The sequence below is a fragment of the Ketobacter sp. GenoA1 genome (genome assembly GCF_003671475.1).
Taxonomy (GTDB): domain Bacteria; phylum Pseudomonadota; class Gammaproteobacteria; order Pseudomonadales; family Ketobacteraceae; genus Ketobacter.
Genome location: NZ_RCHM01000023.1, coordinates 368,469 through 382,715 on the forward strand (window position 1 = coordinate 368,469; position 14,247 = coordinate 382,715).

Here is a 14,247-nt window from a genome sequence, read left to right on the forward strand (position 1 = left end):
ACGTCGTGCTCTGACACATTATGGACATAGTTCCCAAGGGACATAACAAAAACGAGTTAGGGAATTGCTATGAAAATGAACGTTATTTCGGCCCTCTTGGCGGCCGCTTCTTTGTCCGGCTCCGCGTGGGCCGTTCCGCCTGAGGTACTGGATCGAGGGTGGGCTGCATCTGTTGAACTGGCGGGAGAAGGTGACCCTGATGTTGCCATCATTCGTATGCGGGAGATGGCCGACCTGAACCGCACTGTGTTGCGCAGGATGGAATTCCATCAGCAGACACAGAACTTCGTCGATCAGATGTGGGAGAATCTGGAATCCTTCAACCTGAGCGACTTTTATGAAATGCTGCCTGAGCAACAGGGCCAATGGCGGGCGCTGAGGGTGTACGGTGCACGTCAGGGTGACCGCTATCAGGTGGGCCCGGATCCCACTGCAATCGGGGTTCGACCGGATGGTTTACCCCGCACTCTAGGTGACGTTTCTGTTCAGGTACAGGCTAAAAAAATTGATGGCAGTTTCGGCGATCACTATCTGATGCGTGGCAACATGCAAATGGGGGTAGGGGAGATGCGCTGGCCGTCGGTGCAGGATGCTGCGGTGGAAACCTTTCGGGTTGTGGTGGACGGCGCGCCCGCTTTTCAAATAGAAAAATCCGGCGTCTCCACTCAGCAGTATCGCGATAAGGTAATCAAGATGAACCCTGATCTGGGTTCGGAAGATATCGATATTATTGCCCCCCTGTGGGCATCGTTCCCTGCCATGTGGGAACTGCTTTCCCATCTTGGCTCTATTGATGACCTGGTATACCACGATCTGAATAAACCATATCGGCAACTGAAGGCCTCTTTTACCATCAACCCTGAGCGTATGAAGGCATTTTATCCCCATATTGTCGGTCATCTGCAGAATATGGATCGTCTGTTCCGTGGGTCATTGCGTTTGGAAGATGAGCGAGGGGAGTTGTTCAGTGCGGAGCTGGATAGCCGAACCCTGCGGGGAACCTTTCAGGCATTTATTGCCGATGGCCGTATTGTTCCCATAAAGGGCGGCAAAGTGATGCTGGACGCACCGCCCATTGAAGATGACAAACCCTGGAATTTTACGGCACATATGGACAGTACTATGACCATTCTTGGGGTAGTGACCCATATTAATAATGCCAAAGCCAGAGTCCAGTTCCTGTCTACCAAAGAAGGTGCAAAATTGGTGGGTCAGATGTCGGATGTGCCGGATATTCGTGTACAGGGCAATGCTCTGGGTATCATGCCTACGTCCATGATTGACGTGGTGTTACCGAAAGATATCGATGAGATTATCGAAGAGTTTATTGCAGTGGCCTGTAAGGGAAACGAAGGCAAGGGTATTCTTGTCGGCGCTCAGTTTGATGAATCCCCCAGCGGCGATACTTCAACGATTACCTTTAAAACCGCGTTTGAAGGATTGGATAATTTCTTTGTCCGCATTGGCATGGGGATTGTGAACGATCGGGTGTTGCCGGATGAGAGGGTATCCAGTGAGCTGGAGCGCCTGATATTTGAAACTCAGGAGGCGTTTGCGTCGGACCTGAAAGGTTTTGAAGCGATCGCCAGCGCCAGAAAACACAAAAATCTCGCAGCCAATGACGTTAAGCAGTGAAGTCAACAGGCAATGACTACAAAAAAAGGCCCGCTTTAGCGGGCCTTTTCTTAATTGCAGATTTTCTTAATGACCACACCAAGCCTGAAGAAATGCAGGTTGGGGAGTGGGGTTACCCTTACCACTTCCACCACGGCATCCAGCGGCGAGAAGTCGGGCCCTTCTGAAGGAATGCTGACCCGCAAGCGATCACCAATTTCCAACTTTTTTTCAGTTTCCAGCAGCATGCCGGCACCACTTAGATTGCGACAGCGACCTTCGTATCGCTCTTTTGCATCCACTTTAGTGAAGGTGACCATGGTGTCTACCTTCATTCGGATAAAACCGCGCTTTTCTTCGTAGGATCTTTCTGACAAAGCCATGTGTCCTCTCTCGCTATGTTCAGCCTTATTATTGTGATTTTTGTAGGGCAACGTACCTCATGCAAGTCCAATTGAGTATATCAGAGCGTTCAGATATCGCTATCTTTTAGATCGCTAAATTATTTAGCAGGCCTTTGGCAACACTCTGTTTAGCCTTTGGTTGCATTGTGTGATTTTTGAGAGTAATTTTTGATCTTACAAATGGGATGTCAGACACTTATACCGTGTCTTTAATGTAGAGAGTAGATTGCTGCCAGTATGAAGTCCCCCCAAGCATCGGGAACCGACATAACCATTCTGTTGATCGATCAATTGTCAGATCTTCAGGCTCACATTTCAAGTTGTCTGCGTGATGAGGGTTATCACGTGCATGTTGAATGTGAATCTGAGCCCGGTTTACGTTTCTGGTCTGAGCATCACCCCCAGGTGGTTATTTGTGATGTCGCCTCACCAGACATTGATGGTCTTTCCATCCTTAGTGAAATAACCAACAGTGATTACAGCACTCAGGTCATTATGATATCGGATGCGGGGGAAATGGACGACGTGGTGAAGGCTCTGCGCCTGGGGGCAACGGACTTTTTACTGAAACCCATTTCTGACCATGAAGTGCTGTTACATGCGGTAAAAAGGGCTTTGGATGATCATGAAATGCAGGTGCAGAATCAGCATTACCGGGCACAACTGGAACAGAAAAACCGCGAGCTGAACGACAGTCTCAGACTGTTGAAAGAAGATCAGGAAGCCGCGCGGGTAGTTCAGTTGAAGATGTTGCCTGAGACGAAGAAGCGTTATGGCCGGCTGCAGGTGGAGTACCAGATCATCCCCTCTCTCTATCTCAGCGGTGATTTTGTTGATCATTTTAGCCTTGGCCCCAATCGTATCGGTTTTTATCTGGCCGATGTCTCAGGCCATGGTGCTTCATCGGCATTTGTCACCGTGCTGCTCAAAACCATGGCCATTCGGGTTAAACAGCATTACAACACCGATCAACCGGAGCCGTTGCGGCCAGCGGAAATATTGAAACAGGCCAACGAGGAACTCCTGCCATTGGGTTTGGGCAAACATCTGGCAGTATTTTGCGGATATATAGACTATACCGCGCGCAAACTGGTGTACTGCAGTGCCGCCCACTTTCCGCCCCCCATACTGGTGACCAATAACAGTGCGTTGGCGTTGGAGGGTAAGGGCCTTCCAGTGGGTTTGTTTGATGATGTTTCTTATGAAAATCAGGAAGTTAGTTTGGGTGATGAGTTCGATTTAGTGGTTTTTTCAGATGGCGTACTGGAAGTGATGCCGCAGCAATCGGTGGCAGAAAAAGAGCAATACCTTATGGAAATCGTATCCAAGGGGATTCATAATATAGGTCAGCTCTTAGATCACCTGGACTTACGCGACAAAGATGCGATTCCCGATGATATTGCGCTTATGACGGTTTCTTGCTCACCAAGGTAGGGGGCAAGGTAGACTTTTTTATACTCGTGGAAGCGGGTGAAGCAGGGCAGTTAAGTAGATCCATGGCTGAATCCAACACCGGAAAAGCACTGTATGCAATTCATCAGGGCACCTATGTGCTCAAGTTGATTGGCGAAATCAGGGTTCCAATCTGTGCGACACTGGATAACTTCATTGAAAATATGTTTCGGGATAAGCAGTTGAATTCCGTGCTTATTGATTTGAGTAAAACCCAGATCATCGACAGCACCGCACTGGGCCTGTTAGCGAAAATTGCCATACAAACCCGAAAACGCTTCAAGCGTAAACCGCTGATCATCAGTACAGAGCCTGATGTTACCCGAATTCTCGACACCATGGGGTTCGAGAAAGTGTTTAATATTGTTCATGAAGCCCCGGTCAAAAGCCCTTCCATGACTGAGATGCCCAACATTCCCTGTGACGAGCGCAACGCCTTCGAGAAAGTACTGGAGGCTCACCGAATCCTGATGGACATGAATGAGCGTAACCACGAAACCTTCAGGGATGTAGTGGCTGCGTTGGAACAGCCGGCAGACGACGGTATGTCTCCGGACTCAAAATATTGCTGCGGTGACAGCAAATATCACCGATTCAATTAAGAGCAGATCACACTTACTCTGCAATCGCCCGCATGAGTTGTTCCAGCTTCACCTGATCCCTGGCAAAGTTCCGGATTCCCTCCGCAAGTTTTTCTGTAGCCATTGCATCTTCGTTCATATGCCAGCGGAATGCCTTTTCAGACAATGAGATTTTTTCCTGTTGCGCACAGCTCATTTGCGGGCTGAGTTTTCTTTCCAGAGTATCCTTGTCGGCTTCCAGCTCTCCCATAAGCTCTGGGCTAATGGTGAGCCGATCGCAGCCGGCTAACTGTTCAATCTCACCGGTGTTGCGAAAGCTGGCCCCCATCACAATGGTGTGATAGTCGAACTGTTTATAGTATTGATAGATAGACGTAACCGACAGCACCCCTGGATCTTCCGCCGGGAGGTATTCTTTCTGTTCTGTATTGGCTTTGTACCAATCCAGAATTCGGCCCACAAAAGGGGATATCAGCGTGGCATCCGCCTCTGCACAGGCCACGGCCTGATAAAAGCTGAACAGCAGCGTCAGATTACATTCAATGCCTTCCTGTTCCAATTGTTTTGCGGCTTGAATGCCTTCCCAGGAGGAGGCAATTTTAATCAGGATACGCTCGCGATCGATGCCGGATTGTTCGTACAGGCTGATGATGCGGCGTGCGGTATTGATGGTGGCGGATGTATCAAAGGAAAGCCGGGCATCCACTTCGGTGGATATTTTTCCGGGAATAATATTCAGTATCTCGCGGCCGATGTTCACTGCCAGATGCTCGCAGGCCAGCGTAATATGGTGCCGGGTTTGTGCTGTTTGCGCATCGCGCAGGCTTTTCGCCAGCAAGGGTTGATAGTCTTCAATGGCGGCGGCTTTCAGCAACAACGAGGGGTTGGTGGTGGCGTCAATGGGCTGATAGCGTCGAATGGCTTCAATATCCCCGGTGTCAGCCACCACAGTGGTCATGTTTTTCAGTTGCTCCAGCTTGTTTTCCATATCATGGCCTTAGGTTGGAAACAGAAGATTCAAGTATGCTGTTATCATATGACAAATCCGGGATGAAGGCTGCTGCCCTTCGAATAACCTCCACCCCGGCACCAGGCTGGTAGGCGTTTTCACTGATGAAGCGTCGCCATTGCCGAGCCCCGGGCCGGCTCTGAAACAGGCCAACAATATGCCGGCTGATGAATTTAAGCTGGGCACCTTGTTCCATACGCTGTTCTATATAGGTGTAGAGTTGATCCATCAGTTCACCATCACTGATGACCGGGCGGCCTGCACCATAAATTCGTTGGTCCACCTGCTTCAGAATGTATGGGCTTTGATAGGCGGCCCGGCCCATCATGACGCCATCCACTTTGCTCAGGTGCCCGAGGCTTTCATCCAGGCTGTTGATGCCGCCGTTAATGATGATTTCCAGGTGGGGAAATTCCTGTTTCAGCAGATAGACGCGTTCGTAGTTGAGCGGCGGAATGTCTCGGTTTTCTTTCGGGCTCAGGCCATCCAGCCAGGCTTTGCGCGCATGTACAATGAAGGTGGAAACACCGCTGTCGGCAACCGTGGTGACAAAGCGTTGCAAATCGGCGTAGTCATCCTGCTGATCGATGCCTATGCGGCATTTCACGGTTACGGGTATGGTAACCGCGCGCCTCATGGCGGCGGTGCACTCCGCCACCAAACCGGGTTCCGCCATCAGACAGGCGCCAAAGCGGCCTGATTGTACCCGGTCACTGGGGCAGCCCACGTTCAGGTTTACTTCATCGTAGCCGTAATCCTGTGCCAGCTTGCTGCAGCGGGCCAGATCAGCGGGGTCGCTGCCACCCAATTGCAATGCAACCGGGTGTTCGGTTGGGCCAAAGCGCAGGTGACGTTCCACATCCCCATAGATGAGGGCGCCGGTGGTTACCATTTCCGTATAAAGCACAGCCTGCCGGGTCAACAGACGGTGAAAGCCACGGCAGTGGGTGTCTGTCCAATCCAGCATGGGGGCAATACAAAAGCGTCTGTCGATAGTTTTTTGAGTCATTTCAGCGAGATATGAATACTGCAAGGCCAGGGGCGCATTAAACGGCCTGATAGTATAGCACTTCATGCAGCTCTTTTTACCTTCAGGGGGAGTGGCTATAATGGCGCCCCTGAAACCCGAATACAGGATTAACCCGATGTCAGTAAGAACCCGTGTCGCACCTTCTCCCACCGGCGACCCTCATGTGGGTACCGCGTATATAGCCCTGTTTAACATGGTGTTCGCCCGCAAGCTGGGTGGGAAGTTTGTCCTGCGCATTGAGGATACCGACCAGGTTCGCAGTACGGATGAATCTGAGTCTATGATTCTGGAATCGTTGCGCTGGCTGGGGTTGAACTGGGATGAAGGCCCTGATGTGGGGGGGGAATACGGCCCATACCGGCAGAGCGAGCGCTCTGCCATTTACCAGGCACATGCACAAACATTACTGGACAGCGGACATGCCTTTATCTGTTACCGCACCCCGGAAGAACTGGAAGCGTTGCGGGCAGCGCGCAAAGCCGATGGCCGGCATACCGCTCTGAAACCTTCTGACCTGATGCTTCCCGCAGCCGAGGTTGAAAAACGTAAGGCCGCAGGTGCTCCCTACGTGATCCGAATGATGGTACCGGAAGAGGGTAAATGCGAAGTCAATGACATGCTGCGCGGTACCATCGAATTGGATTGGGGGCAGGTGGATGCGCAGATTTTGATGAAGAGCGATGGTATGCCCACCTATCACCTGGCGAATGTGGTGGATGATCACCTGATGGCCATCAGCCATGTCATTCGCGGCGAGGAATGGATTAATTCTGCCCCCAAGCACAAGTTGCTCTACCAGTACTTTGGTTGGGATATGCCCGTGCTCTGCCATATGCCGTTGTTGAGGAATCCCGACAAGAGCAAGTTGAGCAAGCGTAAAAACCCCACCAGTATCAACTACTACAAGCGCATGGGTTATTTGCCGGAAGCAGTGGTGAACTATCTGGGGCGCATGGGGTGGTCCATGCCGGATGAAGCGGAGAAATTCACCCTGCAGGCGATGATAGAGCATTTTGATATACAGCGCGTATCTTTGGGGGGCCCCGTATTCGATACCACTAAATTGAGCTGGTTGAATGGGCTCTGGATTCGCGAATCCTGCACCCCCGAGCAATTGGCGCAGAAACTGCGGGATTGGGCCTTCAACGAAGATTACCTGATGCCGGTATTACCCTTGATTCAGACCCGGCTGGAAGTTTTATCCGATATAGTGAAACTGGCCGACTTTTTTGTGGCAGGGCAGCTGGATATCCAGGCTGAACAGTTCGAATTCGGTAAGCTGGAAGCGCTTCAGGTCAGAAAAATCCTACAATATAGTTTGTGGCAGTTTGAGGCTGTCCGCAGCTGGGATCGGGATACCATCAGTCAAAGCCTGAGTGGCTTGTCCCAGGCATTGGGGCTCAAGATGAAAGACTTTATGATGCCGCTGTTCGTGGCCGTATCCGGGCGCTCGGCTGCGCCGTCTATTATGGATGCCATGGTGATTCTGGGCTCCGATATGACCCGGGCCCGATTACGCCATGCTCTGGATGTGTTGGGGGCCCCCAGTAAAAAAGAAGCCAAAGCCTGGGAAAAAGAATTCCGCGCCATGGAATTATAAAATCGCCGAAAAGGTATTGACAGGTCTGCGGATCGTCCTTAGAATTCGCAGCCTCTTCAGGTGATTCTCTGTGTTGAGGCAAAATAAGCTTCAAAATCAGATGGTTAACCGGTACGGGGCTATAGCTCAGCTGGGAGAGCGCTACAATGGCATTGTAGAGGTCGGCGGTTCGATCCCGCCTAGCTCCACCAATTTTTGACGCAGTTCACCACGTTGCGTCCCCTTCGTCTAGTGGCCTAGGACACCGCCCTTTCACGGCGGTAACAGGGGTTCGAGTCCCCTAGGGGACGCCATATCTTCTTAAAATCTTTCCACTTTACTGTCTATCTACCATGGACTTGTCATGGAGAGGCAGTTATGGAAGTTATCAAAACCCTTCGCCCTGGAGACAGTGGTACTAAAAAACTCACGGCACACTATGGTGACCGCTTGGTGTGTGTGCGTTATCGAAAAGATGTACAGCGCCAACGTCGATTTACTACCATCGAGTTGATCGTTGATGAGATACCATCGGTGCGCACCAAGCCGTTTCCCCTTTCCCCCGAAGAGTTGGCGTTATCCGTTGGGCTCTATATTTCCGCTGATGAAGTCGATGTGCGCAGGCAAGTGATGGATGCCGGTGGTGTCTACGATCAACGTGCTGACCTTTGGCGTTTACCCTTGGCCAAAGTGGTGAAACTTGGGTTGCTCGGACGTTTGCGGGAAGGTTAGATGGAGGCTCGGACTTCTATGCAAATCACGCAACCGCAAGCCGTGGCGGTGCTTGGTTTTCTCAGGCCGGTATTCTGCCCTTTTGGGATTCGGCTGCTGTTGTTTCTATTGTTGTTGTCACCGCTTGTATCTGTGGAGGCAAAGCCTGGTTCGCAGGCATCCTGCAAAAAGATTGAACAACAAATCAAGCAATACACCCGCCTGAGACGGGCTGGGGGCAGCGCCAGGCAAATGGATAACTGGCACCGAAAAAGGCATCAGCTCAAGGTGCGCTACTCGAAATTATCCTGCAGGCTTTGAATTGGTCAGGCTCAGTATGCCGTATACAGAGTGCTTCAATTGGTTTATTGGTAGCAGGCATGCATCCGCTAACAAACACCGGCAAAGCGTGCCGGCGGAATTGAATATAGTCCCTTTGGTTGATGTATACAGGATACACTGTGTTAATATGCGGGTTGACCGTTTCAGATAGGGATTAATATGTATGAGTAACATTAAAAACAATAAGTTAATTGCATTTTTTATCGCTTGTTCAATATTTGCAACTGCCCCCCTACACGCAGAAACACCGGAAGAAAAAGGTTACAAAATTTACAAGGAAGCCGAGGATCGTGATGAAGGCTTCGTTGATAATCAGGCAGAAATGCTGATGATCCTGAAAAACAAACAGGAAGCCACCAGTGAGAGGGAAATGTCGGTAAAAGCGCTGGAAGGCAAAGGGGACGAAGGCGACATGTCCCTGATGGTGTTTTTGTCACCCCGTGATCAAAAAGGAACTGCGTTGTTGACCCATCAACACAAGAATCGAGACGATGACCAGTGGCTGTATCTGCCGGCTCTGAAGCGGGTTAAGAAGATTGCGTCCAGCAAAAAGTCCGGGCCCTTCATGGGCAGCGAGTTTTCTTTTGAAGATATCGGTGGTCAGTCTATCGAGGATTACACCTATAAATATTTACGGGACGAAACCTATGAAGGGCAGGACTGCTTTGTCGTCGAGAGTTATCCAGTGGATAAGAACTCGGGCTACACCCGTATTGTTTCCTGGGTTGACAAGGAGCACTATCGAACACTGAAGTCAGAATTCTATGATCGTAAAAACAGTCATCTCAAGACGCTGACAACGGATGGATTCAAGCAGTACGAAGGTAAGTTCTGGCGGCCAAGTGAATTGCTCATGGTCAATCACCAGACTGGCCGCAGTACGGTGCTCAAGCAAACCAATATTGCCTTTAAGACAGGATTATCTGAATCCGATTTTAATAAAAACAGCCTCAAACGAGCTCGTTAAGAAAAAGCCGCGCTGGAACATCATAGCGCGGCATTTTTCTATTTGACGCCTGATTACTGTTTGTTCAGGTGAGTGGTATCCTGATGAAGAATGTTTTCCTGGGGGTGTTGCTGGCATCCTTCCTGATGGCCAGCAGCCATGCCAACGCAGTGTTGGAACCTTTTTTCGAGGGCGGCGAATGGACCGCGGAGACCGGCCTTGAGTATCGTTACTTTAAGGACCCCGGAGAATTTGGCCAATCTCAGCACGCTGTCGCATTGCGGCTGAGTGCTGAGTATTACACCTCATGGAACGACGGTTTGGATCTCTTTACTTTCCGTCCCTATCTCTTGCTGGACTATCAGGATTCCGATCGTACCCACTTTGATATCAGGGAAGCGCTGTGGATTCATGTTGGGGACGATTGGGAATTGCGCTCTGGAATCAGCCGGGTTTTCTGGGGTAAAACGGAATTCATTAATCTGGTGGATGTAATCAACCAGGATGACCTGGTGGATGGCGACGATGAAAAACTCGGTCAGCCGATGGTTAATCTGTCGCTGGTACATGACTGGGGCATCTTCGATTTCTATTTATTGCTGGGATTTCGCGAACGAACTTTTCCCGGGCCGGATGGCCGATTGCGCACACCGATTCCGGTGGATACCGATAACCCGGAGTATTCCAGGGAAGCAGGCCAACGGGATATTGACTGGGCCGTCCGTTGGCAACGCCCCCTGAACGATTATGTAGAGATGGGTTTATCACTGTTCTCCGGCGTGGACCGTGAACCCTGGTATTCTTTTAATTTTGATTTGAATAACCCAATGCTCATTCCCAATTATCATCATAAAGATCAATTGGGGCTGGAGCTTGAATATTTGTATGAAGGTTGGGCTGTGAAGTTTGAGGCCATCGGTGTTCGCAGTGAAAGAGAACATTACTGGGCAGCAGTAACCGGTGTTGAATACAGTTTTTACGGAATTATGGGCACCGATCTTGATTTCACTCTGATCAACGAGTTTATGAAAGATTCGCGGGATGATCTGGCTCCCGGTTATCTTGAACACGATTTCGGAGTGGGAGGGCGCTTCTCCTTTAATGATGAATTTGACACCACCATGCAGGGCGGATTTCTGTGGGATCCGGATACAGAAGAGAAGGTGCTGTCTTTTGAATTTGAGCGGCGCTTGTACTCGGATTTAAAGATTGAAATTCAGGCAGTCACAGTGCTTGAGCGAGGTACACCTCCTGTTGATGACACCAATGTTGAGATCATTTCTGATTTACTGCAGTCCCAATTGTTTGGTGACGACTCAGTAACGTACAACCAGGTTGTGGATTTTCTGCTGGGCTTGATTGAGGAAGATGGAATCGGGATCTTGTTTGACCCTGAGTACGGCTTGAATGTTCTGCAACAGTTTCAGAAACTGTCTGATACCAGTCGTAAGATCAGTGTGATTGAAAGCGACGACTACGTTCAGGTCAAACTGACCTATTATTACTGATCAAAATAGCGTTTGGTGATAAAAAAACGTTGGAAAACGCAGGCTTATAGTGAGATCTGGCTATACTGAATAAGAACATAGCCGGCAAAGAACTGTATCACATGGATCAAGACAGAAAGCTTTTGAAGGATCGTAAAATTCTGCGCAAGATTGATTACAATCTGGCGTTGCACAGCCGCTTTTTTATGGCGGCCAACTTACTGATTTTTTTCTTTATTGCCTCCATTGGGGAATACTATGTGCGCTATCCCGAGCTGACTTTGTCGTGGGGTACTGCGTTATTGCTGTTCTCCACGCCTGCGTTCTACTTGTGTATACGTTTTGACCCCAGTTACGGCGCTGGCCCTGCCCGATGGCGAAATATGTTCATTGGCTTACAAATAGTCATTGCGCTGAGCATGGGTTTATTCTGTGCCCTGGTTATTTTGCAGGACAAGCTGTCCGTTAACGGATTCTTGTTGTCGCTGTATATGGTGGGCTCATCTGCCATCAACAATGTGGAGTGGTCTCCCTATAATCAGCGCAACGCAGTGAAACTGTTCAGTAATCTGGCGCCTGCCATCGTGGCCTATTCGGTGCTGGCTGATATCAATGGTTTGACCATTGCTGTGGGCATGTTCGTTTTGCTTGTGATGTTGCTCAGGCAATCCCGCATCCTCTTCATCCGCCATTGGGATAATGTGCGAGTTCATCATGAGCTGCACATACAGGCCAGGGACCTGGCCCATGCTGCCAGTGAAGCGAACAGCGCCAGTCAGTTTAAAACTGAATTCCTGTCGAATATAACCCATGAAATCAGAACACCCATGAACAATGTTTTGGGCATGTTGGCATTATTGGATGATACCGAACTGAGTTCTCAGCAGCGGGAATTGCAAAATTTGGCGGTGCAATCCGGCGAAGGGTTATTGAGCCTGATTGATGATATCGTTGATTTTTCCAGGATAACGTCCGGCCAGGTGCAGTTAAACGAGAATATTTTTCATGTAAAGCGTTGCGTTGATCAGACACTGGAACTATTGGGGCCGCGGGCCCATGAAAAAGGCATGGAATTGAGTTGTACCTTTGAAGAGGATATTCCTGTTCGGGTGAAAGGTGATCAGGGTCGATTGTCACAATTGATAAACAACCTGGTTTCCAATGCCATCAAATACAGTGACGGCACGGACATTGTGATTCATGTTGCCATGTCCAAAGTGGAGGAACGTCTGGCGGAACTGAGAATCTCGGTAAGAGATAATGGGCGCGGCATCGATCCGGCCATTCAGGATAATCTGTTTGATGCTTTCTCCAAGAAGTTGACCACCCGGGATCTCACCCAGGGGGGAACTGGCCTGGGGCTGGCCATCAGTAAAGGTTTGGTGGAGTGCATGCAGGGGGACATCGGGTTTACCACGGATGAAAAGCGGGGAACGGAATTCTGGTTTACCGTACGCATGCCGTTGTCCACCCAGCAAGCGCAGAAGTTGGCGCTCAACAAAGAATTGCTGAACAAGCGTGTGTTGATCATCGGTGCCGAGGGTGGCGTACTGGAAGCATTGCTATATCAGCTATCCACCTGGGACATGATCGTTGAGTCTGTTGCATCCAGTGAAGCGGTAACGGGTATTATCAGCGAAGCCGAGGCCATGCACCGACCCTATGACCTGTTGTTTTTTAATATGCCGGTACTGCAACCCATGGACCTGACGCTGGTGGATGCCATTCAGCGATCCGATCACATCAAGATGCAGCCTCAAGTCATAGTGCTTTCTTCGTTGGCGCAACGTGCCGATGTAATGCGTATGGGGCTGGATTCAACCCTCAGTGTGGAATGGTTGAGCAAGCCCATCACACGGGAAAAACTGTGTCGCGCACTGATTGCTTGCTTTGATCTGGATCAACCTGCCGATTCCACGGAGCGGCCAGACAGTGGCATGGGGGAGATAATCGGGCGCCGGGTGCTGCTGGTGGAAGATAACGCCGTCAACCAAATGGTGGCCAAAGGATTGCTGAATAAGTTGGGGTATTTGGTAACCAGTGTTGTCAATGGTAAGGAAGCCTTGGGCATGCTGGAAGAAAAAGAGTTCGACCTGATATTGATGGATTGTCAGATGCCGGTGCTGGATGGTTATGAGACCACCAGGGCCTGGCGCGAGAAAGAAGGGGCTGAGGAGGGTATGGAAGGAGGGCGCCGACTGCCCATTATTGCCATGACCGCCAGCGTCATAGAGGGTGAACAACAGAAGTGTTTGGCCTGTGGAATGGACGACTATCTATCCAAGCCTGTCAAAATAGAAGAGCTGGATGCTAAAATGCGGCAATGGCTGGGTGGTAAGGGGCCCGATGCTGCTGAGCAGGCGTCGTCTCTGAAAACGGCCTAGAGACTATTGCTCGTTTAAGGGAAAGCCATGAAAGTTCTATTGTTGGGGGCGACGGGGTTGATTGGGCATCATTGCCTTTCCTACCTGTTGAATAATAAGAAAGTGACGGAGACGATTGCCCCAACCCGGCGGTCGTTGTGTATGCGAGATCAGTCTCTGCATAATGTCCTGGTGGACTTCGATCGGCTTGACGAATACCCGGAGCTGTTTGAAGTGGATGCCATTATCTGTTGTCTCGGTACAACCATTAAGCAGGCCGGCAGCCGGGCGCGGTTCCGGCAGGTGGATTATCAATACTGCCTGGACGCTGCCGAATTGGGCAGAGCCCATTCAGCCAAAACCTTTTCATTGGTGTCGGCCATCGGCGCCTATGAGCGATCACCTGTTTTCTATTCCCGGATCAAGGGGGAGCTGGAATCCCATCTGCGTGAATTGGAATACCCGGTGTTATCCATATTTCAACCTTCCTTGCTGTTAGGCGATCGGCAGGAACAAAGGCTGGGTGAATTGGCCGCGGCAAAACTCGCCCCCTTGTTCAACCCGTTATTGATGGGTGGTTTGTCAGACTATAAGGCCATAGACGCGGAGGTGGTGGCGCGTGCCATGGTCAATGACTGTTTGGACAGTCAGCATGATGTGGGTGACAAGCCGAAAGTCAGGGTGTATCGCCATGACAAGATTGTTAAACTGGCAACCACATAAAGTCGT

12 protein-coding genes and 2 tRNA genes are annotated in these 14,247 nt (G+C 50.2%); 11 read left to right on the forward strand and 3 right to left on the reverse strand.

From position 1 onward, the window contains the following. Nucleotides 1–69 precede the first annotated feature (69 nt). A complete protein-coding gene (locus tag D9N13_RS10215) occupies nucleotides 70–1,635 on the forward strand; it encodes a hypothetical protein (protein WP_290589026.1) in 1,566 nt (521 codons plus the stop codon). A 50-nt stretch (nucleotides 1,636–1,685) separates the two neighbouring features. Here D9N13_RS10215 and D9N13_RS10220 read toward each other — a convergent pair whose 3' ends face one another. Continuing rightward, nucleotides 1,686–1,997, reverse strand: a complete 312-nt coding sequence (locus D9N13_RS10220; RefSeq protein ID WP_290589029.1) for a PilZ domain-containing protein — start codon at nucleotides 1,995–1,997, stop codon at nucleotides 1,686–1,688. A gap of 258 nt (nucleotides 1,998–2,255) precedes the next feature. Here D9N13_RS10220 and D9N13_RS10225 point away from each other — a divergent pair, with 258 nt between their 5' ends. Both D9N13_RS10225 and D9N13_RS10230 read left to right on the forward strand, forming a co-directional pair. Continuing rightward, nucleotides 2,256–3,452 (forward strand): SpoIIE family protein phosphatase, encoded by a 1,197-nt coding sequence (locus tag D9N13_RS10225; RefSeq protein WP_290589031.1) that lies wholly within the window; start codon nucleotides 2,256–2,258, stop codon nucleotides 3,450–3,452. Nucleotides 3,453–3,514: 62 nt separating this feature from the next. Further along, complete coding sequence (locus D9N13_RS10230; protein ID WP_290589034.1) at nucleotides 3,515–4,072, forward strand: STAS domain-containing protein; 558 nt, start codon at nucleotides 3,515–3,517, stop codon at nucleotides 4,070–4,072. Between the two features lie 13 nt (nucleotides 4,073–4,085). Here D9N13_RS10230 and tal read toward each other — a convergent pair whose 3' ends face one another. After that, nucleotides 4,086–5,039 (reverse strand): transaldolase, encoded by a 954-nt coding sequence (gene tal / locus D9N13_RS10235; protein ID WP_290589037.1) that lies wholly within the window; start codon nucleotides 5,037–5,039, stop codon nucleotides 4,086–4,088. 1 nt (nucleotide 5,040) lies between these two features. Further along, complete coding sequence (dusA, locus tag D9N13_RS10240) at nucleotides 5,041–6,069, reverse strand: tRNA dihydrouridine(20/20a) synthase DusA (RefSeq protein WP_290589040.1); 1,029 nt, start codon at nucleotides 6,067–6,069, stop codon at nucleotides 5,041–5,043. 136 nt (nucleotides 6,070–6,205) lie between these two features. Between dusA and gltX the strand changes: the two genes are divergently transcribed. The 8 genes from gltX (at nucleotide 6,206) to D9N13_RS10280 (ending at nucleotide 14,241) form a co-directional block, all read left to right on the forward strand. Continuing rightward, nucleotides 6,206–7,690: a glutamate--tRNA ligase gene (gene gltX, locus D9N13_RS10245; RefSeq protein WP_290589043.1), complete on the forward strand. Its 1,485-nt coding sequence runs from the start codon at nucleotides 6,206–6,208 to the stop codon at nucleotides 7,688–7,690. A 115-nt stretch (nucleotides 7,691–7,805) separates the two neighbouring features. After that, nucleotides 7,806–7,881: transfer RNA gene (locus tag D9N13_RS10250), tRNA-Ala, on the forward strand. 26 nt (nucleotides 7,882–7,907) lie between these two features. Beyond that, nucleotides 7,908–7,983: transfer RNA gene (locus D9N13_RS10255), tRNA-Glu, on the forward strand. A 64-nt stretch (nucleotides 7,984–8,047) separates the two neighbouring features. Continuing rightward, entirely contained in the window at nucleotides 8,048–8,401 is a 354-nt protein-coding gene (locus D9N13_RS10260; RefSeq protein WP_290589046.1) for a hypothetical protein, read from the forward strand. A gap of 484 nt (nucleotides 8,402–8,885) precedes the next feature. Continuing rightward, entirely contained in the window at nucleotides 8,886–9,689 is an 804-nt protein-coding gene (locus D9N13_RS10265) for an outer membrane lipoprotein-sorting protein (protein ID WP_290589049.1), read from the forward strand. Between the two features lie 83 nt (nucleotides 9,690–9,772). After that, on the forward strand, nucleotides 9,773–11,176 hold the full coding sequence (locus D9N13_RS10270) for a hypothetical protein (RefSeq protein ID WP_290589052.1): 1,404 nt from the start codon (nucleotides 9,773–9,775) through the stop codon (nucleotides 11,174–11,176). A 101-nt stretch (nucleotides 11,177–11,277) separates the two neighbouring features. Continuing rightward, complete coding sequence (locus tag D9N13_RS10275) at nucleotides 11,278–13,539, forward strand: response regulator (RefSeq protein WP_290589056.1); 2,262 nt, start codon at nucleotides 11,278–11,280, stop codon at nucleotides 13,537–13,539. 27 nt (nucleotides 13,540–13,566) lie between these two features. Further along, on the forward strand, nucleotides 13,567–14,241 hold the full coding sequence (locus tag D9N13_RS10280) for an NAD-dependent epimerase/dehydratase family protein (protein WP_290589059.1): 675 nt from the start codon (nucleotides 13,567–13,569) through the stop codon (nucleotides 14,239–14,241). The last annotated feature ends 6 nt before the right edge of the window (nucleotides 14,242–14,247 follow it).

Coding starts and splice junctions, on each gene's coding strand:
- D9N13_RS10265 (WP_290589049.1), top strand. CDS start 8,886: ATGAGTAACATTAAAAACAATAAGTTAATTGCATTTTTTATCGCTTGT.
- gltX (WP_290589043.1), top strand. CDS start 6,206: ATGTCAGTAAGAACCCGTGTCGCACCTTCTCCCACCGGCGACCCTCAT.
- D9N13_RS10270 (WP_290589052.1), top strand. CDS start 9,773: ATGAAGAATGTTTTCCTGGGGGTGTTGCTGGCATCCTTCCTGATGGCC.
- dusA (WP_290589040.1), bottom strand. CDS start 6,069: ATGACTCAAAAAACTATCGACAGACGCTTTTGTATTGCCCCCATGCTG.
- D9N13_RS10280 (WP_290589059.1), top strand. CDS start 13,567: ATGAAAGTTCTATTGTTGGGGGCGACGGGGTTGATTGGGCATCATTGC.
- D9N13_RS10215 (WP_290589026.1), top strand. CDS start 70: ATGAAAATGAACGTTATTTCGGCCCTCTTGGCGGCCGCTTCTTTGTCC.
- D9N13_RS10275 (WP_290589056.1), top strand. CDS start 11,278: ATGGATCAAGACAGAAAGCTTTTGAAGGATCGTAAAATTCTGCGCAAG.
- D9N13_RS10230 (WP_290589034.1), top strand. CDS start 3,515: ATGGCTGAATCCAACACCGGAAAAGCACTGTATGCAATTCATCAGGGC.
- D9N13_RS10220 (WP_290589029.1), bottom strand. CDS start 1,997: ATGGCTTTGTCAGAAAGATCCTACGAAGAAAAGCGCGGTTTTATCCGA.
- D9N13_RS10225 (WP_290589031.1), top strand. CDS start 2,256: ATGAAGTCCCCCCAAGCATCGGGAACCGACATAACCATTCTGTTGATC.
- tal (WP_290589037.1), bottom strand. CDS start 5,039: ATGGAAAACAAGCTGGAGCAACTGAAAAACATGACCACTGTGGTGGCT.
- D9N13_RS10260 (WP_290589046.1), top strand. CDS start 8,048: ATGGAAGTTATCAAAACCCTTCGCCCTGGAGACAGTGGTACTAAAAAA.